At 63.0% G+C, this 21,984-nt stretch carries 20 protein-coding genes; 6 read left to right on the forward strand and 14 right to left on the reverse strand.

Features of this window, described 5'->3' with window-relative positions; all coding sequences use genetic code 11:
- Window positions 1–59: 59 nt before the first annotated feature.
- The 13 genes from VMF11_05710 to VMF11_05770 all read right to left on the reverse strand — a co-directional run bounded on the left by VMF11_05710 (window position 60) and on the right by VMF11_05770 (window position 10,791).
- Entirely contained in the window at window positions 60–941 is an 882-nt protein-coding gene (locus VMF11_05710; GenBank protein HTU69798.1) for an EamA family transporter, read from the reverse strand.
- Window positions 925–1,881, reverse strand: a complete 957-nt coding sequence (locus VMF11_05715) for an L-threonylcarbamoyladenylate synthase (protein HTU69799.1) — start codon at window positions 1,879–1,881, stop codon at window positions 925–927. The genes VMF11_05710 and VMF11_05715 overlap by 17 nt, the downstream gene beginning before the upstream one ends.
- Window positions 1,881–2,441: a hypothetical protein gene (locus VMF11_05720; protein ID HTU69800.1), complete on the reverse strand. Its 561-nt coding sequence runs from the start codon at window positions 2,439–2,441 to the stop codon at window positions 1,881–1,883. Before VMF11_05720 ends, VMF11_05715 begins: the two co-directional genes overlap by 1 nt.
- A gap of 68 nt (window positions 2,442–2,509) precedes the next feature.
- On the reverse strand, window positions 2,510–2,788 hold the full coding sequence (locus VMF11_05725; protein HTU69801.1) for a hypothetical protein: 279 nt from the start codon (window positions 2,786–2,788) through the stop codon (window positions 2,510–2,512).
- Between the two features lie 121 nt (window positions 2,789–2,909).
- Window positions 2,910–3,188, reverse strand: coding sequence for a hypothetical protein (locus VMF11_05730; GenBank protein ID HTU69802.1), 279 nt, complete (start codon window positions 3,186–3,188; stop codon window positions 2,910–2,912).
- Window positions 3,189–3,288: 100 nt separating this feature from the next.
- The gene (locus VMF11_05735) at window positions 3,289–4,041 is read right to left on the reverse strand and encodes a hypothetical protein (protein ID HTU69803.1); all 753 of its coding nucleotides are present in this window, start codon (window positions 4,039–4,041) and stop codon (window positions 3,289–3,291) included.
- A gap of 10 nt (window positions 4,042–4,051) precedes the next feature.
- The gene (locus VMF11_05740; GenBank protein HTU69804.1) at window positions 4,052–5,422 is read right to left on the reverse strand and encodes an FAD/NAD(P)-binding protein; all 1,371 of its coding nucleotides are present in this window, start codon (window positions 5,420–5,422) and stop codon (window positions 4,052–4,054) included.
- Window positions 5,415–5,975: a cysteine dioxygenase family protein gene (locus tag VMF11_05745; GenBank protein ID HTU69805.1), complete on the reverse strand. Its 561-nt coding sequence runs from the start codon at window positions 5,973–5,975 to the stop codon at window positions 5,415–5,417. The genes VMF11_05740 and VMF11_05745 overlap by 8 nt, the downstream gene beginning before the upstream one ends.
- Before the next feature lie 46 nt (window positions 5,976–6,021).
- Window positions 6,022–6,747 (reverse strand): ABC transporter ATP-binding protein, encoded by a 726-nt coding sequence (locus VMF11_05750; GenBank protein HTU69806.1) that lies wholly within the window; start codon window positions 6,745–6,747, stop codon window positions 6,022–6,024.
- A complete protein-coding gene (locus VMF11_05755; protein HTU69807.1) occupies window positions 6,740–7,510 on the reverse strand; it encodes an ABC transporter ATP-binding protein in 771 nt (256 codons plus the stop codon). The genes VMF11_05750 and VMF11_05755 overlap by 8 nt, the downstream gene beginning before the upstream one ends.
- Complete coding sequence (locus VMF11_05760; GenBank protein HTU69808.1) at window positions 7,507–8,517, reverse strand: branched-chain amino acid ABC transporter permease; 1,011 nt, start codon at window positions 8,515–8,517, stop codon at window positions 7,507–7,509. The genes VMF11_05755 and VMF11_05760 overlap by 4 nt, the downstream gene beginning before the upstream one ends.
- Before the next feature lie 2 nt (window positions 8,518–8,519).
- Window positions 8,520–9,389, reverse strand: a complete 870-nt coding sequence (locus tag VMF11_05765; protein HTU69809.1) for a branched-chain amino acid ABC transporter permease — start codon at window positions 9,387–9,389, stop codon at window positions 8,520–8,522.
- Window positions 9,390–9,516: 127 nt separating this feature from the next.
- Window positions 9,517–10,791, reverse strand: coding sequence for an ABC transporter substrate-binding protein (locus tag VMF11_05770; protein ID HTU69810.1), 1,275 nt, complete (start codon window positions 10,789–10,791; stop codon window positions 9,517–9,519).
- 262 nt (window positions 10,792–11,053) lie between these two features.
- Here VMF11_05770 and VMF11_05775 point away from each other — a divergent pair, with 262 nt between their 5' ends.
- The 5 genes from VMF11_05775 to VMF11_05795 are packed head-to-tail and all read left to right on the forward strand — an operon-like array spanning window position 11,054 to window position 15,575.
- Window positions 11,054–12,313, forward strand: a complete 1,260-nt coding sequence (locus VMF11_05775) for an ABC transporter substrate-binding protein (protein ID HTU69811.1) — start codon at window positions 11,054–11,056, stop codon at window positions 12,311–12,313.
- A 21-nt stretch (window positions 12,314–12,334) separates the two neighbouring features.
- Entirely contained in the window at window positions 12,335–13,216 is an 882-nt protein-coding gene (locus tag VMF11_05780; GenBank protein ID HTU69812.1) for a branched-chain amino acid ABC transporter permease, read from the forward strand.
- Window positions 13,216–14,166, forward strand: a complete 951-nt coding sequence (locus VMF11_05785) for a branched-chain amino acid ABC transporter permease (protein HTU69813.1) — start codon at window positions 13,216–13,218, stop codon at window positions 14,164–14,166. Before VMF11_05780 ends, VMF11_05785 begins: the two co-directional genes overlap by 1 nt.
- Before the next feature lie 31 nt (window positions 14,167–14,197).
- Entirely contained in the window at window positions 14,198–14,872 is a 675-nt protein-coding gene (locus VMF11_05790) for an ATP-binding cassette domain-containing protein (protein ID HTU69814.1), read from the forward strand.
- Between the two features lies 1 nt (window position 14,873).
- Window positions 14,874–15,575 carry an ABC transporter ATP-binding protein gene (locus VMF11_05795; protein HTU69815.1) on the forward strand — a complete coding sequence of 234 codons (702 nt, stop codon included), beginning with the start codon at window positions 14,874–14,876 and terminating at the stop codon, window positions 15,573–15,575.
- Window positions 15,576–15,590: 15 nt separating this feature from the next.
- Here VMF11_05795 and VMF11_05800 read toward each other — a convergent pair whose 3' ends face one another.
- Entirely contained in the window at window positions 15,591–17,078 is a 1,488-nt protein-coding gene (locus VMF11_05800) for a SpoIIE family protein phosphatase (protein HTU69816.1), read from the reverse strand.
- A 121-nt stretch (window positions 17,079–17,199) separates the two neighbouring features.
- Between VMF11_05800 and VMF11_05805 the strand changes: the two genes are divergently transcribed.
- Window positions 17,200–21,984 (forward strand): HAMP domain-containing protein (locus VMF11_05805; protein HTU69817.1); only part of this gene is annotated, 4,785 nt, incomplete at its 3' end.

Genomic DNA, 21,984 nt, shown 5'->3' on the forward strand with positions numbered 1-21,984 from the left:
TGTGCATTTGTACTGCAAAGCGGGGCTTCGCGCAAGCCCCGAGCGTCCCGCCACGACGGCTACCGGGAGGCACGGCGGTCGGCCAAGGTGAGCATAGCAAGCCCGGCGACGATGAGGAGCATCCCAAGCGCCGCGAGGCGTCCCGGAATTTCACCGAGCTGGATCCACGCTGCCAGCACGGCCACGATCGGATTGGCGAGCGTTCCCATGCCGGCATCGCGCGCCGGCAAGACGTCGAGAGCGAAGATCCAAAGCGAATATGCCAGCGCGGTGGCAAAGACGATGTTATAGCCGATCGCCAAAATGTACGCCGGATTCCACGTCGTCGGATGTGCCGGAACGACGAGCGCGACGATCACCAGGACGAAGCCGCCGAACAGCATCTGCCACATCGTCAATCCGAAGAGATCGACGCCCGCGCCGCGTTGCAGCCGTTTGGTCAGGATGATGCCGATCGCCCACGCGAGGCCGGCCAGAACCGCTGCCACTTCGGCGGGTCCGATCGAACGCAACGGTCCGACCATGCAGGCAACACCCACACATGCGGTGCCGATCGCGACACCCTGCCACATGCCGATGCGCTCGTCGAGCAGCGGCCACGCGAGCAAGCTCACCCAGAGCGGCATCGTGTAGGCGAGCATCGCAACTTGCCCCGCCCCTGCGGTCACGACGGCCCACGAAATCAGCCCGACAAAACAGGTGGTTTGGAAAAACCCGATCCAAAACGACGCGGCCGGAAACTGCGGCCGCAGAGACTTGCGCAAAACCAGCGCGGTGATCACCAATGCGATCGCGCCGCCGAAGGTTCGCCACGCCGCAAATTGAAACGGCGGCGCGTCGTGTACCGCGACGCGCATGATGACCCAGTTATAGCCCCAAATGAACGCCAGCGCAGCGAGCGCAACGAGCGCACGCGTGCGCCGGTCAGGAATTCCCGGCACGCTCCAGGCGATCCATGATGGCGATGCCTATTCCCTCCATCGGCACGCGCTGAGCGTCGATGCGGGCGACGCCGGAGCGGTCGAGTTCGTGCAAGTAGCCGAACAGATGCGCCGCCGCCTCGCGCAAGTCGCCGCTCGCACTCAAAACGCGCGTCTCGCGATATCCCCCGGCCGGTTCCCGAAACGCGAGGAGCGCAGCGTTTACGCGTTCCGCCGGCGGTACTCGCGTGGGATCTTCGATCAGCCGGATCGGCGTGGCCGGCGCGTAATGCTGCGGGAGCCGTCCGGGCGCGAGCAGACCGGACGCGTCGGCGTGCTCGCGCGCGAGCGGTCCGACGATCTCCTCGATCGCTTCGGCCGCGATCACGCCGGGACGCAAGAGCGCCGGCTCGGGTTCGAGCACGACGATCGTCGACTCGATGCCGTGTTGCGTCGAGCCGCCGTCGATGACGAGATCGACGCGCTCGCCGAGTAAGCGTTCGACGTGTTCGGCGCGCGTGGGGCTCAAGTAGCCGAACGGATTGGCGCTCGGAGCAGCGAGCGGCATGCGCGCGCGCGCGATCAGATCGCGCGCAACCGGATGCGCCGGCATGCGAATTGCAACCGTCGGTAGACCCGCCGTGACCAAATCCGGAACCGCGGCGCGTTTGCGCATCACGATCGTGAGCGGTCCCGGCCAGAAACGCTCGATGAGCGCGTGCGCGCGCGCGGGAACGCTTTCGACGATCGCTTCGAGCATCGCTTCGTCCGCGACATGCACGATCAACGGATCGAACGCCGGGCGGGCTTTGATCTCGAAAATACGCGCGACCGCACGAGCATCGAGCGCAGCGGCGCCTAGGCCGTACACGGTCTCGGTAGGAAAAGCAACGACCGCGCCTTTGCGCAAGAGCGCAGCAGCGCGGTCGAGTTGTTGGGGAGTTGCTGGAACGACCGGCACTAACGCGCTTGGCGGCGCGTTACCGAGAGCAGCTGCACTTGGACGATCGAACCGGCCGGCACGTTCACGTTCTGGCGGTTGTTCTTCGCCAACAGAAAGCCGCCGGCGGCGCCGAGGAGACCGAATCCCCCGACATGGAAGAGCATCTTGCCGATCGCGTTGCCGACCAGCATTCCACCGAGCGCGCCGCCCACTTCTTTGAGCGCATTGTTCTTGGTCTGCACCTTCACGCCGGTCACCCGGCTGTCGATCGCGTACACCACACCCCGTCGCGTCACCAGTTTGGTGAAATGGAAGCGAATCTTCCCCGGGCGCCCCTGACCGGCGGGTTGCACCTCGGCAACGTAGCCGTAGAGCCGGCCTCCTACGACCGACCCGCTTCCGTCGTCGTTGGTCACGTTCGAAACGGTCACGGGTTCACCAATGTAGGCGTGATTGCTGGAGAAATTGCCGTCGATGGTTCCGTTGAGCAGCGTACCGCTGGTCAAGGCGGCGTTTGCGGCGATCGTCGCGGCGCAAACGAAGGCAATAGTGGCGCTCAGCGCCGTCCGAAGCCTCATGCGATTCCTCCCGAAAACGAGAAAAAGGTCCGATACTCGAACCCTTTACCCCGAAATCCGGCCAAAGCCTACGGGGTCGTGAAGGCCGGGACTTTGCCTTTGACCAGCGAGACTTTGATCGTCTGGTTCGGCTTGAGCCGGCTGAAATCGGTGCTGCCTGCCGCGACGAGCGTCGTTTCGACACCGTTCTGCATCAGCACGAGTGCATGCTGCGCGTCCTCGACCTTTTCCACTTTCACGACATACGTGCCATCGGGAACGAGGGACGGATCGATGAGCGCCGCAGACGCGAATGACGGAACGAGTACGGCGAGTGCAAAGAGCACCGGAGCGATGAGAGAACGCACGAAAAACCTCCAAGTCATAATGCCTGGTAGCGCGCCACGTCCCCGGCCGTGGCGATGACAGCATACGACAAGAAAGGCCCCCGCGCGCGGGTAAGCCGGGAATCTTTACAGACGACCCTGGTTACTGGATGAGGAAAACGGGGACTTTACCCTTGATCACGGAGCACTTGATCGTATCGTTCGGTTTCACCTTACTGAAGTCGACGCTGCCTTGCGCGACCAGTGTCGTTTCAACGCCGTTTTGCATCAGCACGATCAGGTGCTGCGTATCTTCGACCTTTTCGACCTTCACGACGTAGGTGCCGTCGGGAACGAGCGTCGGATCGATGAGCGCGGCGGATGCCAGCGACGGGAACAGCGCCAAAACGGTAAAAACGAGCGATGCGAGCGTTAAGCGCACGTAAGACCTCCGTAAGGATACGCGTAAGCATGCCTCATCTAGGGCATTCGGACTACGACAAATATCGCGCGATACTTCCCGGCCAGGGTTAAGAGTTGCTTTACAAAGTCCCGATCGAGACGTTGCCCTGGGCGGCGAGCATGAAGACCAGCGGGCTCTTGGGGACGTTGCGCAGCGGATTGGAAACGGTACCCGAGCCGCTGGTGAGATCGTAGTGCGCGCGGAAGCCGGCCGGGACGGCCAGATGAAGGTTCCCGTCCGAGGCCTCGAGCCGTACCAGACTCCCGCGCCAACCGGGCGCCAGCGTCGCGTCGACGTCGCCGTTTCCGACGGTCAGCGTGATCGAGCTGTGCGCGCCGGCCACCGTGATGTCTCCGGCGTCGTCCTCGGCGGTCAGCGCCGCAGCGGCATCGTCCACGACGATGTTTCCCTCCGCGTCGTAGATCTGCATCGGCTGGGTCACGCGTTCTACGTGGACCCGGCCGGCAAACTCGCGCAAATCGAGCCGCATGCGGGCCGGATACGAAACCTGCAGCTCATATCCCGACGCACCGACGAACGGCACGATCGATTCGCTTGGGCCGGTGATCTTCACCACCAGCTGCGCGCCGCTGCGCGAGGTCGAAATCGACATCGGCGGCGTCGAGGGCCCGTTGTCCACCACGTGCAGATTGACGCTGCGTAAACCGGGGACCGGGATCACGTGAATCGACCCGCTGACGTTGAGCCGCAGTGCGGTGGCGTTCCCAACCGGGAATTCCCGGTCGGTCGTGCCGGCGAACGCGCGCGCGGCCAAGGCTAGCGCTAGAGCGGCGGCGAGAACGCAGCCGCACAGTCTGCTCGTCGCGTTCATTGCACCATCCCTATTGTACCATCGCCGTGACAAGCGAGTCGGCGCGCGCAGCAAGCAGCGCCGCCAGATCCTTTGCCTGCGCACGAATCTCAGGCATCGCGGTGGTCTCGATCAGCGTGCCGAAGCGTACGGGACCGATCGCGTAGACACGCGTCGACTCGGCCCCGCTTGCATCACGCAACGCACCGCTCGGGGCAACGTCGATGCCGATCGACGATTGGAGCGGATGCATGATGCCTTGCTCCAGTAGATTGCCGATGAGCGGATTCTCGAGCAGCCGAAAATCGTGCGCCGGGCCGCTGCAGTTGATCGCGCGGCCAATCTCCAGTTCAAGTGTTTGTTCACTGCCGCGAACGGTTATCGCCACGCGCAGCCCGCGATCCGTCGCGATGAACCTGCCGGTGCGCCCCGCAAGCATTCGGAGTGTTCCTGCGGCGATCTCTTCGGCGATCGCTTTTGCCACATCCGGTGCCATTCGATGACGGTGTGCGTTCCAATATGGAATGACGTGACGCATGAAGCGACGCTGTTCGTGCACGGAAAGCGCTTGCCAGAGGGCGTTCGTGCGTGGACGTAGGCCGTCGACCGCGGCACGCCACCGATGTGGACGGCCGCCCGCCACGGAGCGGAACGCTCCGAGAAGATCGCGCGTCGTGACCGCCTCCGGCTTCGAGTCGCGGGGCGCATCGAAGATCCGATGCTCGTGCGGGAGCAGGCCGCGGCGTGAGATCATCCAGATCGTGCCGCGATGGCCGTTGCTGCGCAGGGCGATGACCGCATCAACGGCGGTTAGACCCGTACCCAACAGCAGCACGCGTTCTTCGCGATCGGCGCAGTTCAACGCGCCCTCTTCCCACGCCGAGGCGAAGAATCGATCGCCGGCGACGACATCCGCGTTCGCTCGCGTCCACGGCGCGGGGTTCGCGTTCCCGGTCGCGACGATCAGCACGTCACCGCGAAGGACGCGGCCCTCTTCGCAGATCGCACGAACCCCCGATGAATCGACCGACGCAGCAAGCACACTCGAACGCTCCACACCCCAGCGCACTCCCGCGAAGTCGCTGCTTGCCTGCGCGATCGCCTCGAGATAATCGCCGTAGAACCGTCGCGGGACGTACGATGCGGCGCCGTATGCATCACCGTGGCTTGCGCGCAGAAATTCGACGAAGTGATCCGGCCGCTCATCGAACGCCGACATCCGTCCGGCCGGAACGTTGAGCACGTGCGCAAGACACGGAGTCGAGTAGGCCATGCCGCGCCCAATGCTCGCACGCGGCTCTACGATGATCACGCGCGCGGATGCGGACTTATGAACCAAGCGTGTCGCCGTCAGCAGGCCGCTCGCGCCGCCGCCTGCGATAATCGCGGTGAATTCAGGCATCGTAACGAAGATCGACGCGCCGCGCGCTCCACCGGCCGTCGTCTTGCTCGGTGAATGCGTTCGCCGTCTTCAGATCGCCGCCGTAGACGTGGAGTGAGTGCGCTACCGTCTGACCGGCATTCCCGAAATCGTGATATTCGAGCGGCGGGATCAAAACGCCGACTGTGCCGTGATTCGAGACACGATGAAGGCCGCGCACGAAGCGGTACGCTCCGTCCTCATCGCGGCCCACCAGTTCGTAGATCGTTTCGCTCATCGTCCCGTCGACGACGATCTCCGCGCCCCACAGGCCGGCGTGGTCGTGGAGCGGGCTGCCTTGTCCGGGCGCCCACGTCATTGCGACGACGACGAACCGTTCGTCCGGGTCGCGCCAGATCAGCCGGCGGGAGTATCGCTCGGCCCGCGCCGGTGCGAAGAGTTCGCGCCCGAAGAGACCGGATTGGTGGAGCGCGGCCAGCACGCCGGCAAGGGCAGTGACGCGGTCTTCCCTTACCGCGCGTGCAATCGGGGTGACCAGTTCGGGGAGGGCGGCATCCGTACCGAGCAACTGCATGACCAACTTCTCCGGGGCTGACCTTTACAATATCGGCGCGAGCCGACTAGGAGGCCAGTTCGGCGGCGGTCAGGCCCATCAGATCGGCAATGCGGTTGCGGTCTTGCAGCAGCTCGGAGGCTCCGCCTTGGTAGACCACCCGGCCGGCATCGATCACGTAGGCGCGATCGGCGATCTTGAGCGCCAGCAGCGCGTTCTGTTCGACCAACACGATCGCCACGCCGCGCGCCTTGAGCTCGGCCAGGATGCGGTAGACGTCCTCCACGATCAGCGGCGCGAGCCCTTGCGAGGCTTCATCGACCAGCATCAGTTGCGGATTTGCAACCAGTGCACGCCCGATGGCCAGCATCTCTTGCTCGCCGCCCGAAAGCCGCCCGGCTTTGCGGTGCACGAGCTCCTTGAGTTTGGGCAAATGGTCGAGGACTCGCGGAATCGACCACTCACCCGCGCGGCCGTTCTCGGCGAGTTGGAGATTCTCGAGCACCGAAAGCGCCGCAAACATCCGGCGCCCTTCGGGCACGTACCCGACGCCCATGCGCGCGATACGGTACGGCGAACGGCCGAAGATCGACGTCCCGTCGAAGGTGATCGCACCGCTACGCGGGCGGGTAAGACCGAGGATGCTGCGCAGCGTCGTGGTCTTGCCGGCCCCGTTGAGTCCGAGCAGCGCGACGAGCTCGCCTTTGCCGACCTCCAGTCCGACGTCGTGCAAGATGTGACTCTTGCCGTAATACGTGTTGAGATTTTCTATCGTCAACAGGTGGTCAGACATTCTCGATGACCTCTTTGCCGATGTAGGCTTCGCGCACGGAGGCGTTGTTGCTGATCTCCGCCGGCGTTCCTTCGGCGAGAACTTTGCCGCGATCGAGCACCATGATACGCTGAGCGAGCGAGAGGACGACGCGCATGTTGTGCTCGACGAAGAGCACGGTCAACCCGAGTTCGTCGTGAAGCTTGTGAATGACCTCGACGATGCGTGCCGTTTCGGCATGCGCGAGACCCGCCATCGGCTCGTCGAGCATGACCAGCGTCGGATCGGTCGAGAGGCTCATCGCGATTTCGCACAGGCGCTGGCTGCCGTGCGCGAGTTCAGAGACCGGACGGCGCGCCGACGTCATGAGGTTCACGAAATTCAGCAGCCGCTCGACTTTCGCGTCGATCTCCTTGCGTTTGTTGGCGCGAACGGGCCGAAAGCGAAAGGCGAGATTCTCCGCGCTCTGAACGCCCACGAGCAGATTGTCGTACACGCTGAGGTTCGGAAAGATGCTCGAGGTTTGGAAGGTACGCCCCAGTCCCATCGCGATGCGGCGATAGGCCGGTGCGCGCGTGATGTCGACGCCTTTGAAGCTCACCCGTCCGCTGTCGGGATAATAGAACCCGGAGAGCGCGTTGAACAGCGTCGATTTCCCGGCGCCGTTCGGACCGATGATCGCCTGGATCGACCCGGCGGGAACTTGCAGCGACACGTTTTCGACGGCGCGCACGCCGCCGAAATGTTTGACGATTCCGCTCGCTTCGAAGAGCGCCTCGCTCATGGAATGATCTCCCGTTCCGAGAGCTTGGTCCCGTGAACCAGTTCGCGCGCTTCGAACGCGAAGCCGCCGCGGCGCTTCGAAAACAGGTCCAGTGCCGTTCCGAGGATGCCCTTCGGGAACCCGAGCACGCAGGCTACGAAGAGCGCTCCGAGCGGGATCTGCCACCAAATCCAATGGGTCGAGAGTATCTCTTGCCCGACCACGAAGATAACCGCGCCGATGAACGGACCGAAGAGCGTCCCGCTGCCGCCGAGAATCGTCATCAGCACGATGTTGCCCGAGTTGTGCCAATCGAGCATCAGCGGATAGGCGAACATGATCGAAAGCCCAAAGCAGGCCCCGGCCAAACCTTCCATGATCGCGGAGATCAAGAGCGCGACGAAGATGAAGCGGTCGGTGTTGAGCCCAAGGTAGCGGGCGCGGACTTCGTTCTCTTTGATCGCCACGAGCGTGCGGCCGAACGGGGAGCGCACGAGCAGCAAAAAGCCGATCACGACTAGCGCGAAAACGACCAGCATCGCGTAGTAGAACTGTTGGTCCTTGAGAACGACGCCCAGACCTTCGATTGCCGGCCGCGCGAAGTTCATGCCGTCTTCACCGCCGGTGATATCGGTGAAACGGTAGGCGATAAAATAGAAAACCTGGCCGAAGGCGATCATCAGCAGCGCGAAGTAGATACCGCGCCGGCGCAGGAGAAACGGTCCGATGAGCACGGCGCCGACGAGCGCGGCGGCCATCCCCAAGACGATCGACGTAATGAAGCCGACGTGAAGGTATTCGATCGTCAAACCGGCGCCGTACGCACCGAGCCCGAAGAACGCCGCGTTTCCGAACGGCAAGACCCCGGTGTAACCCAGCAGCAGATTGACGGCCATCGCGGCGATCGCGTAGAGCAAAACTTCGGTGCACACCGAGATGGCAAGCCCGATGTGCGAGGCGATCTGGGGCATGAAGAGTAGGGCAATCAAGAGGACCAGTCCCGCGATCAGCCCGGCGCGATTGCTCATGATCATCCGAAGATCCCCTCTTCACCGAAGAGGCCGCGCGGCCGGACGAGCAGGATCACCGCCATCAAAACGTACATCGCGATCTCGCTGGCGGCCGGGATGTAGAGCGTCACGATGCTGATCGTCAAGCCGATCAGCATCCCGCCGGCGACCGCGCCAAAAACGCTGCCCATGCCGCCGACGATCACGGTCACGAAGGCCGGCATCAAGAGCGCGTTGCCGGTCTGAGCATTGAGGCCGAGCATACCGGAGGCCAACACTCCCGCCACGCCGGCGAGCAGGATGCCCAAACCGAAGTTCATCATGTAGAGCAGCTGCGTGTTGGTTCCGAGCGCGGCGATCATTTCGTTGTCCTGCACGGCGGCGCGCAAGCGCAAGCCCAGGCGCGTGCGCTGCAAGAAGAGCACGAGCAAGACGATGATCACCAGAAGCACGCCGGCGATGAACAACCGATAGGTCGGGAAATAGGTGAATCCGAGCGACACGGCGCCCTGGAGCGCGAGCGGCGGCGAGAACGGCACGCCGTTGTCGCCCCAAATCAAACGATAGGTCTCTTCGGCGATGAGCGAGAGGCCGAAGGTCAGCAACAAGCTGTAAACGGGATCGCGCCGGTACAGCGGGCGGATCAGCGTCCGCTCGAGCAGCACGCCGACGATCAAGGCGAGGATGGGAGCCGCGAAAAGCGCAAACCAATAACTCGTTCCGGCGCTCACCATCGCGAAGGCAAGATACCCGGCGAGCGTCATGAACGATCCGTGCGCCATGTTGATCGTGCCGGTCAGGTTCATGATCAATGAAAGCCCGATGGCAACGACCGCGTAGAACGCGCCCAGAATCAGGCCGTTGAAGATCTCTGGGGCTATGTGCGCCATGGTGGTACTCCCGGGAGAGAAACCGCTGAACTAGCGCCGGTTCTTCGTCACCCGAGCCCTCATTTACCCGTCGTAAACGTCGGGTTTCAGCTCGTCGACTGGGACTAGATCAGCGGTTTCTAAGGTCTCAAGTCGGCCAGTTCATGTGGCAGACCGCCTTCTTCTCGGCCACGCTCTGCTCGATCTTGTCGGCCTCTTGGCGATCGACGATGTCGAAGATATCGTATTTGTCCTCGGCAGTTCCTTGTGCGCGGATCTCGCCGACCCACATCGGCCACATCAACTGGTGGTCGACGTCGCGATAGTAGCCCTCGCCGTCCCAGAGTGAACGGAACTTCGCCCCCTCGAGGGTCTTGGCCATCTTGGCGGCATTGGTGGTCTTGGCTTCGTTCACCGTCCACAGCATACGATCCATGGTAATGTAACCGAATGCGCTGCGCGCGGTCGGCGGCTGGCCATATTTCCTGTGGTACTCCGAAATGAAGCCGTCGATGAGCTTATTGCCGCTGCCGATAACGCTCGCCCCTTTGTAGTACCATTCGACGCCCCAGTACCCGACACGCGCTTCCTTCGGAAGCGCCCATACCGCTTCGAGTTCGACCTGAGGCCCGCCGATGGGCACCTTGCCGACGATCCCATACTGCGTCGTTTGCTTGAGGCAGTTGACGAAGTCGTCGCCCTGCACCAGCACGAGCAAAAGATCGGGCTTGGCCGCGAGCACCTTCGTCAAGTATGGGCTGAAATCGGTCGTGCCCAGCGGGGTGAGGTCTTCGCCGACGAACTCGACGCCGATCTGCTTTCCGACCGCGTGATAACCGGCTTGCAGCGCGTGGCCGAACGCGTAGTCGGGAATGATCATGTACCACTTTTTCCCGAACTTTTTGGCCAGCGAATAGCCGGTCGCGTGCGTCTCCATCCACGTGCTATGACACGTACGGAAGGAGCTGTATTCGCACTTCGCACCGGTGACCGCATCGGCGTGGCCGCCCGAATCGATGAAGAACGTGTTGAGCGCATTGGCGGCACCGCTCACCGCGAGCGAGTCCGCGCTGTTGATCGTGCCCATGAGCACGGGGCATTTCTGGACGAGAACCAGCTGACGCGTCTTCTCGACCGACGTGCCGGGATTATTGTTGTTGTCTGCTTGAACGAGTTCTACTTTCGTGCCGCCCATCACGCCGCCGCGCGCGTTCCATGCGTCCATTGCCATGAGCGCGCCGCGCGTCTCGCTTTGTGCATAGGCCGCGTACACGCCGGTGTATTCTTCGTTCAGACCGACCCTGAGCGTATCGGCCGCGAATGCGCGGCTCGGTAAAATTGCGGGGAACCCGGTGACGAGCCCGGCCGACGCAATGGCCGCGGTCGTCAGAAAGGACTTACGATCTAAATTGCCGTCCGACATATCAAATGCTCCTCTCGGCGCCGCGTAGTGCGAGGCGCAAACCGTGGTTCGGGACTAGGACAAATGAATCGCGCTAACTTTACGTTGTTCCTTTCGTTGACAACGGCACGCGCGAACGGATCGTTCCGCCTTGCAATATACACTTAGCGCAAAAGTGCGTCTATCTAGCGCGGGGATGCGCCTTAGAGGAGCTTGCGAACGACATCGCTATATTCTGCGTTTCTCAAGCGTGTAGTCACCGCGCGTGACGGAGGAGAGCTCGATGACCGTATCTCGGCACGCCTGGCTGATGTCAGCCGCCTTCATATTTCTACTTGCCGGGCTGATCGCAGCCGGTACGCTCTATCCGGCGCGGGCCGCGACCGCGCCGGCGCAGATCAAGATCGGAACCCTCTACGCGAGCAGCGGAACGTTCGCCGTCGCTTCGCAAGGGCAGTACCAAGGGCTCAAGTACTGGGCCGCTTTGGTGAACAAGAGCGGCGGCGTCTTCGTCAAGGCCTTCGGCAAGAAGATCCCGGTGAAGATCATCGCCTACGACGACCAAAGCTCGACGACGACTGCCACCACGCTCTACAACCAGCTGATCACCCAAGACAAAGTCGACGTGCTCATCGCCGACTTCGGTTCGGTGTTGACCTCGGTAGCAATCCCGCTCGCCGCAGAGCACCACATGTTGCTGATCGATCCCACCGGGTCTGGTGCAAACTTCTTTACCAAGAAGACCGACTATCTGGCCGACGTCAGCATCCCCTCGTCCGCCGTCTGGCCGGTTCCGCTCGGGCAATTCCTTCTGGCTCGTAAAATCCAGCGCGTCGCCATACTATACGATTCAAACGACTTCGATGCTTCGCAAGCCGAGACGCTGAAATCGGTGCTCGCAAAGGGCGGCGTGCAGCCGGTCTATTACAACGGCGTCCCGACCTCCGAATCGAACTACGCGATTCTGCTTCACACGATCTACGCGCGTCACCCCGACGCCGTACTCGAATTCGGCTACGCTCCCAACGACATCGCGTTCCTGCGCGACCTCTCTTCGAGCGGGCTGCATTTCAACATGACGTTCACGATCTTTCCCGGTCAGCTCATCTCGCTGATCACAAAGAACGTGGGCGCCAAGGCGCTGGCGTACACATACACCTATCCAACGCCGCCGCTCGTACGTTTCAGCAGCGTCACCCTCGGCATGAACACCGCCCAGTTCGTCTCGGCGTTCACCGCTGCGAACGGCGCTGCCCCGAATTTCCTCAACGCCGCCGGCTACAACAACGGCGTGATCATCCAGGACATGCTCGGGCGAGCGCCGCAGTTCACGCAACTCGCCTTCCATCAAGCGCTGATGGACATGTCGGGTAAGACCACGACGTTGCTCGGCGATTTCAAAATCAACCAGAACGGGGCGCAGCTGGGCGAGCTGCTCCCGGTTGCGCAGATCGTGCCGCAAGGCGGAGGGAACAAGTTCGTTGTCGTGTACCCGCAGGACAAAGCGACCGGAAAGGCCGTCTACCCGGCACCGCAACAGTAACGTTCGCATCGGGTCCCGCCGATGAGCCTGCTCGAATACGCGCTGGTCGGCGGGATCCTGTACGGGACCTTCTTCGCGCTCGTCGCGGTCGGACTCAACCTCATCTTCGGCGTGATGCGGATGATCAATCTCGCTCACGGGCAGTTCGTCTTGCTCGGCGGCTACGGGGCGTACGTTCTCAGCTCGCGCCTGCACCTCAATCCGCTCTACGGCATTCCGCTCGCGATCGCCGGCGCCGCGGTAGTCGGGATTCCCCTCTATGCCGCGGTCGTGCCGCGTCTGCAGAAGAGCCGCGACCCGGAGATGCTCTCGTTCATTCTCTTCTTCGGGCTCGCGCAGATGATCGACGCGATCTTGATCATCGTCTTCGGAGCGGATCAGCGCTCGCTGCCGCAGGACGCGCTCGGCTCGGGCAGCATCAGCGCCCTCGGCCAAAGCTTTCCCGATAGCTGGTGGGTGGCGGCTGCGGCCAGCGTGCTCGTTGCCGCTGCCCTCTACCTTTACTTCACCCGAACGCGGCTCGGATTTGCGATGCGCGCGATCATGGCCGACCGCGCCGAGGCGCTGGCAACGGGTATCGACATCCAGCGCGTTTCCGCGATCGCGTTCATCATCGGGATCGCTCTGGCCGGCGTCGCCGGCGTTTTCGTTCCGTATCTGCTCGGCTCGATCTCGCCGGACATCGGCAACGACCTGACCACGACGTCGTTCGCGGTCATCATCATCGGCTCGCTGGGGAATCCGCTCGGAACGATCGTAGGCGGTCTGGTCTTCGGGATCGGAACGCTGTTCATGCAGACGTACTTTCCGTCGTGGTCGAATCTGGTTCCGTACGCGCTGCTGGTCATCATCGTCCTGATCCGGCCGGCCGGACTGCTCGGCCGGTCCGTGCGCGTCGCATAGTGAACGAAACGCTGCCGCCGGTACGCAACCGGATGCGCACGATTCTCCCGTCGGCAATCACGCTCGCCGTGATCGCCGCCGTGTTCGCGCTCGCGCCCGAAGTCTACCACAATCGCAGCCTCTTGTTTTCGATGATGACCTTTGTCGTGCTCGCGCAAGGGCTCAATTTGCTCTACGGGTTTACCGGGTATCTTCCGTTCGGCTACGTGGGATTTTTCGGAACCGGCGCGTACGCGACGTCGCTCCTCGTGCTGCATTCCAGCCTGCCGGTGCTCGTCTGCGTGTTGCTCGGAGGAGTGGCTGCGGTAATCGTAGGCGTCATTCTCGGGCCGCTGCTCCGATTGAACGGCGCGTATTTTGCGATCGCCAATCTCGCGGCTTCACAAATCATCTACAACATCGTTTCGAACCAAGACCTCGCCGGCGTGACCGGCGGCCCTTACGGATTGAAGATCGATCAGGTCTACAATCCCATCGCAAGTTACTTCACCATGCTCGTCATCGTACTCATCGCAACCGGACTCGCCGCGCATTTTCGTTTCTCGCGCTTCGGCCTCGCGCTTCGCGCGATGAACCAGGATCCGACCAGCGCGGCGATGGCCGGCATCGACGTGGTGCGCAACCGAGTGATCGTATGGCTCACGTCGGCGGCGGTCGCGGGACTCGCGGGGGGCGCCTACGCGTGGAACCTCTCGGTGTTCTATCCCGACGCGGTCTTCACGCTGCAGATTTCGGTCTTCGCGATCGTCTTCGCGCTCTTCGGCGGCGTCGGAACCGTGCTCGGCCCGGTGGTCGGCGCGGTCGTCCTGTACGCGCTCTACAACGCCGTCGGGATCTCGGCGCCGCAGTACTTCGAATTCATCTACGGCGCGCTGATCGTGATACTCGTCCTGTTTTTGCCGAACGGCCTGATGTCGCTCTTGACCCGGCGAGGCGTCCGTGTCCTCTGAGCCGCTCGAACCATTGCTTCGGCTCGAAGGTGTGACGAAACGCTTCGGAGGCCTTACGGCACTCGATCGCGTCGGCTTCTCGGTTGCGCCGAGCGAGATCCTCGGTTTGGTCGGGCCGAACGGGTCGGGCAAGACGACGGCGATCAACGTCATTTCCGGCATCTATCATGCGGACGCGGGAAGCGTGTGGTTCGACGGCCGCCGGATCGACCGCGTACCAAGTTTTCGGCGCGTTCCGCTGGGCATCAATCGAACCTTTCAGGTTCCCAAGCCCTTTCACGCGATGACGGTGCGCGAAAATGTCGAAGTAGCCGCATACTTCGGTGCGCATGCGCCCGTCGACATCGACGCGGTCCTCACGCAGGTCGACCTCGAAGGTCAAGCCGATCTCCTCGCCTCCGGGCTCAACGTCAATCAGCAAAAGCGGCTCGACCTGGGGCGCGCGCTCGCGACCTCGCCCAAACTCTTGCTGGTCGACGAAATCGGCGCCGGCCTGAACCCCGGCGAACTCACGATCATCGCCGATCTCTTGCGCAACCTGGCGGCGCGCGGCATCGCGTTGATCGTAGTCGAACATCTGCTCGAGTTCCTGAACCGTATCGCGCACCGCGTCATCGTATTGAGCGCCGGCCGGATGTTGTTCGAGGGAACGCTCGAAGGCGCGTCACGCAACCCTGATGTGGTTGCCGCGTTCATCGGCGGTTAACATGGCGTTACTCGAGTTACGCGGCGTTCAGTCGGGCTACGGCGCGATGCAGACCCTGTGGGGAATCGATCTCGACGTCGAATTCGGGGAGACCGTGCTTCTGCTCGGCGCGAACAGCGCGGGAAAGACGACGCTTCTTCGGACGATCATCGGGCTGCTGCCATGCTGGAGCGGAACGATTCGTTTCGAGGGCGAGCAGATCGAGCGGCTCTCTCCCGACCAGCGCATCCGCCGCGGCATCGCATTCATGTCGGAGCAAGGCGTCTTTGCGACGCTGACGATCGAGGAGAACCTTCGGCTCGGCGGATATTTTCTGAGCGCGAGTGAGGTGCGCCGGCGCAGCCGTCATCTCTTCGAACTCTTTCCCGATCTGGCCAAGAAGCGGCGGGATCTCGCGGCGTCGCTATCCGGCGGCCAGCGCAAGATGCTCGGCATCGCGAAGGTGTTGATCTCGCATCCCAAGCTTTTCCTGATGGATGAACCCTCGTCGGGGCTCGCGCCGGTCTTCGTCAAGCAAGTGGTTCAGGTGCTGCGCGAGGCGGTGGGGACGCAGACTGCACTTTTGCTCGCCGAACAGAACGTCGCGTTTCTCCCGCTTGCGCAGCGAGGCTATTTGATCGACGGCGGCCGCGTTCGCGTTTCCGGCACTCGGGCGCAGCTCGAAGCGAGCGACGCGGTGCGCGAAGCCTACTTCGGACTCTAGGGAAGCAGAGCTTCCCTAGAACGCGAGGGTGAGGCGCGTGCGCTCGGCGGTCGAGGAGACCTCGACCTCGCGTGCGCAGGCGCGCATGATGCGCAGGCCGCGGCCGCGATCGCCCTGCGACGGCGTCGTGCGCCAGTGTCCGGAACTCTCGACGTGAAGGATAACCTCGCCGTTCCCGCTGAGCGCCTCGACCTCGAAGGTCGCTTCGGGATCGGGGTTCCCGTACTCGATCGCGTTGGCGACGGCTTCGCCGATAGCGACGAGCAGATCGAATCCTTCCTCGTCAGTGAGACCCAGCCGCTTCGCATAGTGACGGATCGCTTCGCGCGCTAAGCGAGCCGCGCTCGGACGCGCGCTGAACGTGTAGCGCTCCACCGGCTTCACACCGGAGCGGTCGGACCGCTGCAGCATCAGCGTCGCGCAATCGTCGATGCTGCGGCCGTCGCCGCCGATGATCTTGGCGTGCAAGGTGGAGGCGCTGTGCCGTCCTTCCGCGGCCATCGCTTCGACCGCCGCCAGCAGGTCTTCTTCGCCGCTCATCGCGTCGCGGTGATGCTCGATCAATCCGTCGGTATAAAAATAGCAGGTCGATCCGGGCGCAAGCGTGATCGTGTGGACCGGCGAGGAGGCGGACTCACCGAGGCCCAGCAGCGTTCCCCCGCCGGGAAGCAGATACGCATCGCCGCTCGGCGTCACCAGCGCCGGGTGCGGATGCCCGGCGCAGGCATATCGCAGCACGCCGGTCTGCGGATCGTAGATCCCGATGATGGCCGAGGCCATGCCGATCTCCTGCGCGCTGACCATCGCCTCGACCGCTTCGATCATCGCGGACGGCGAAGCGTAGGTGGTGGCGGCCACGCGGATCGCGCGGCGGATCTCGCTCATCGCGACCGCCGCCTCCAGACCGTGTCCGGTCACGTCCCCGACCGAGATGCCGACCATGCCGCCGGCCAAATCGAACGCGTCATACCAATCGCCGCCGACCTCGGCCTCGCGGCTCGCCGGACTGTACGCTGCGTCGAACCGCATCCCGTCAGCCTCGATCAGCGCTTCGGGAAGCATGGCGCGCTGCAAGCGGTCGGAGACGCGATGATGATGCGCGAGCTGGGTCGCCTGTCCGATCGCGGTCGCGAGAATGCTCGCAACCGCCTCCGCGGTCGCGGGCGTGATCTTGGTCGGGGCGCTGCGCCCGTTGCTGCCCAAAACGACGCTCCCGATCGCGATTCCGTCGACCAGAAGCGGATGCTGCAGCAAAGCGGTCACGCCGGCTTCGCGCGCTCGCTCCGCATAGAGATCGTCGAGCGCAGCCTCACTCAAGCTAGCGTATTGTTCCTCGGCGCGCGCGCAAAATACGATCGGCGCTCCCGGCGAATCGCGCAGGTAGACGGCGCAAAGATCAGCGAACGCATTCGTACACAGCCGTGCGACCTGCTCGACAATCGTGACGCGCGGTATCGGCGAAGCGCGAGACCGCGTGTCTAGTTGCTCAAGGCCATCAATCATGGTCCCTCGATCATCGTGCCCCGTCTGTGTGCAGAGTAAACAACCGGCGTCTTCATTAGTTTGGCCCGCGATTTCGCGGGTAAGAGCTTCCTTACTAGCTCACCCCTGAGGGCGATTTCGCATGTCATCGACCGTCACACAAGAGTTCCCCGGCTCCCCATCGCCGGATTCCGGCCGGCTTCACCAGCCGGTTCTGCTGGCCGCCGTTCGGGCGTTTCGCGACGGCAACTTTCGGGTGCGTCTCCCGAACGACCTCGTCGGCATCGACGGCGAAATCGCCGAGGCTCTCAACGCCTGCATCGAGCACAACCAGAAGATCAACGCCGAGTTCGCCCGCATCAGCGAAGCGGTCGGACGCGAGGGCTCGATTACCAAGCGTGCAAGCGCCGAGGGGATGCGCGCCGAGTGGCGCGAGGGCATCGAGTCGGTCAACAAGCTGATCGACGATCTTGTCTTCCCGATGTCGGAGGCCGGTCGCGTGCTCGGCGCAGTGGCCAACGGCGATCTCTCGCAGCGGATGCCGCTCGAGACCGATAGCCACCCGCTCAAGGGCGAGTTCCTTCGTTCGAGCCGCACGATCAACAAAATGGTCGATCGTCTCAACGCGTTCGCCTCCGAGGTGACGCGCGTGGCGCGTGAAGTCGGCTCCGAAGGAAAACTCGGCGGACAGGCGTTCGTCAAAGGCGTAGCGGGCACGTGGAAAGACCTCACCGACTCGGTGAACACGATGGCCGGCAACCTGACCGCGCAGGTTCGCAACATCGCGGACGTGACCACCGCGGTCGCGAACGGCGATCTCTCGAAGAAAATCACGGTCGAGGCGCGCGGCGAAATTCGTGAACTCAAAGGCACGATCAACACGATGGTCGACCAGCTGAACGCGTTCGCCTCGGAAGTCACCCGCGTCGCGCGCGAGGTCGGTTCGGAAGGCATCCTCGGCGGTCAGGCGCAGGTGACGGGCGTCGGCGGTACGTGGAAAGATCTCACCGACTCGGTGAACACGATGGCCGGTAACCTCACCGCGCAGGTCCGAAACATCGCGAACGTCACGACCGCCGTGGCGCGCGGCGATCTTTCGAAGAAAATCACCGTCGAGGTGCGGGGCGAAATCGCGGAGCTCAAGGACACGATCAACGTCATGGTCGATCAGCTCAACGCCTTTGCCTCGGAAGTCACGCGCGTCGCCCGCGAAGTCGGATCCGAAGGAAAACTCGGCGGACAAGCCGCGGTCGAAGGCGTCGCCGGTACGTGGAAAGACCTCACCGACTCGGTGAACACCATGGCCGGTAACCTCACCGCGCAAGTCCGCAACATCGCCGACGTCACGACGGCCGTCGCCAACGGCGACCTCTCGAAGAAGATCACCGTCGACGTGCGGGGCGAGATTCTCGACCTCAAACGCACGGTCAACACGATGGTCGACCAGCTCAACGCCTTCGCTTCGGAAGTCACGCGCGTCGCGCGCGAAGTCGGTTCCGAAGGGAAGCTCGGCGGACAGGCCGAGGTGCAAGGCGTCGCCGGGACGTGGAAAGATCTCACCGACTCGGTCAACACGATGGCTTCGAACCTCACCGCCCAGGTGCGTAACATCGCCGAAGTGACGACCGCCGTCGCAAGCGGCGACCTATCGAAGAAAATAACCGTCGACGTGCGCGGTGAGATTCTCGATCTCAAGCGCACGATGAACACGATGGTCGACCAGCTCAACGCGTTCGCTTCCGAAGTAACCCGCGTCGCGCGCGAAGTCGGCTCCGAAGGGATTCTCGGCGGACAGGCTGACGTGCGCGGCGTTTCGGGCACGTGGAAAGACCTCACCGATTCCGTCAACGTCATGGCCTCGAACCTCACCTCGCAGGTGCGCAACATCGCCAACGTGACCACCGCCGTTGCCAACGGCGATCTTTCGAAGAAGATCACGGTCGACGTACGTGGCGAAATTCTCGAGCTCAAGGACACCATCAACACGATGGTCGATCAGCTCAACGGTTTCGCTTCCGAAGTGACGCGCGTCGCGCGTGAAGTGGGTTCGGAAGGCATCCTCGGCGGTCAAGCGCAGGTGGCCGGCGTTTCGGGAACGTGGAAGGACCTCACCGATTCGGTGAATTTCATGGCTTCGAACCTCACGTCACAAGTGCGTAATATTGCCGACGTGACCACTGCCGTTGCCAACGGCGACCTTTCGAAGAAGATCACCGTGCAAGTTCGCGGCGAGATCCTCGAACTCAAAGACACGATCAACATCATGGTCGACCAGCTCAACGCCTTTGCGTCCGAAGTGACGCGCGTTGCGCGCGAAGTCGGGTCGGAAGGCAAACTCGGCGGCCAGGCCGACGTCAAAGGCGTCTCCGGAACATGGAAAGACCTCACCGACTCGGTGAACTTCATGGCGTCGAACCTCACCTCGCAGGTGCGCAACATCGCCGACGTTACGACCGCCGTCGCCAACGGCGATCTTTCGCGAAAGATCACCGTCGACGTGCGCGGCGAAATCGCCGAACTGAAGAATACGATCAACACGATGGTCGACCAGCTCAACGGTTTCGCATCCGAAGTCACGCGCGTCGCGCGTGAGGTCGGCTCCGAAGGCAAACTCGGCGGCCAGGCGCAGGTGCAGGGCGTGTCCGGCACCTGGAAAGACTTGACTGATTCGGTCAACATCATGGCCTCGAACCTTACGTCACAAGTGCGTAACATTGCAGACGTGACGACTGCCGTTGCCAACGGCGACCTCTCCAAGAAGATCACCGTCGACGTACGCGGCGAAATCGCGGAACTCAAAAACACGATCAACACGATGGTCGACCAGCTCAACGCGTTCGCCGGTGAAGTGACGCGCGTCGCGCGTGAAGTCGGCTCCGACGGTATCCTGGGCGGCCAGGCGCGCGTTCAGGGCGTCAGCGGCACGTGGAAAGATCTCACCGATTCGGTGAACTTCATGGCCTCGAACCTGACCTCGCAGGTGCGTAACATCGCCAAGGTCACCACCGCCGTTGCCAACGGCGACCTCTCGAAGAAGATCACCGTCGACGTGCGCGGCGAAATTCTCGAGCTCAAAGACACGATCAACGTCATGGTCGACCAGCTCAACGCGTTCGCCTCCGAGGTGACGCGCGTTGCGCGGGAAGTCGGTTCGGAGGGCGTGCTCGGCGGTCAGGCGCACGTTCAAGGCGTCTCGGGCGTGTGGAAAGACCTTACCGACAACGTCAACTCGATGGCCGCCAACTTGACGAACCAGGTCCGCGGAATCGCGCAGGTCGTTACCGGTGTCGCCAACGGGGACCTCAAGCGCAAACTGACGCTGCAAGCGCGCGGTGAAATCGCGCAGCTCGCCGAGACGATCAACGGGATGATCGACACGCTGGCGATCTTCGCGGACCAAGTGACCACCGTGGCACGCGAGGTCGGTTTCGACGGCCGGCTCGGCGGTCAGGCCAACGTGCCGGGCGCCGCCGGTCTGTGGCGCGATCTGACCGACAACGTCAACCAGCTCGCGGCCCAGCTCACCAACCAAATTCGCGCCATCTCCGAGGTCGCGACGACCGTCACCAAGGGCGACCTCTCGCGCACGATCGAGATCGAAGCGCGCGGCGAGGTCGGTGAACTCACGCGCAACGTCAACGAGATGATTCAAAATCTGCGCGACACGACGCGGAAGGGCACCGAGCAAGACTGGTACAAGACCAATCTCGCGCGTTTCACGTCGATGCTGCAAGGTCAGCGCGACATCACCGCGGTCACGCGACTGATCATGTCGGAACTGGTTCCGCTGGTCAACGCGCAGACCGGCGCCTTCTACGTCAGCGACATGCTCGAGGGCGAGTTGGTATTGAGCCTTATCGCAAGCTACGCGCTCCCGCGCGAGCGCGCGGGCGAGACCATCTCCTTCGGTGAAGGACTCGTCGGGCAGTGCGCGATCGAAAAGCAGCGTATTCTGCTCACCGAGGTTCCCAAGAGCTACATGCGAGTCAGCTCGGGGCTCGGCGAGGTCGAGGCGCTCTCGCTGGTCGTGCTTCCGGTCACGTTCGAAGGCGAGATCAAGGCAGTCATCGAGCTCGCCTCGCTCGGCCGCTTCAGCGAGATCCACTTGCTCTTCCTCGATCAGTTGATGCAGTCGATCGGCGTCATGCTGAACACGATCACGGCCTCGATGCGGACGGAAGAACTGCTCAAGCAGTCGCAGTCGCTGACCGCGGAGCTGCAGAGCCAGCAGCTCGAACTCACGCAGACCAACGACGAGTTGGAAGAAAAGGCGCGTTTGTTGCAGGAACGCAACGCCGAAGTCGAGCGCCGCACGCGCGAGATCGAAGAGGCGCGCACCGAACTCGAACGCAAGGCCGAGCAGCTCTCGCTCACCTCGAAATACAAGTCGCAGTTCCTGGCGAACATGTCGCACGAACTGCGCACGCCGCTCAACAGCCTCCTCATTCTCTCCAAGCAGTTGGCTGAGAACCCGGAGGGCAACATGTCCGCTCAGCAGGTCGAGTTCGCACAGACGATCCGCGGCGCGGGGCACGATCTGCTCACGCTGATCAACGACATCCTCGACCTCTCGAAGATCGAGTCGGGCACGACCTCGGTCGACATCGCCGAGACCCGCATCACGGATCTGTGCGACGACGTCGAGCGCACGTTCCGCGGCGTGGCGCAGGAGCGCGGCCTGGCATTCCGGATCTCGGTCGATGAGGCGATGCCGAGCGTCCTCGAAACCGACAACACGCGCTTGATGCAGATTCTCAAGAACCTGCTCTCGAACGCCTTCAAGTTCACCGCGCACGGCAGCGTGGAGCTGCACCTCGCGCGCGTCGAACGGCCGGGCTACGATGGCGTCGTTGCGCCGTACATCGCGTTCGCGGTGGTCGATACCGGCATCGGCATCCAGCCCGACAAGCACAACGTCATCTTCGAG

The organism is Candidatus Baltobacteraceae bacterium (assembly GCA_035502855.1).
In the GTDB taxonomy this organism is placed as follows: Bacteria; Vulcanimicrobiota; Vulcanimicrobiia; order Vulcanimicrobiales; family Vulcanimicrobiaceae; genus Aquilonibacter.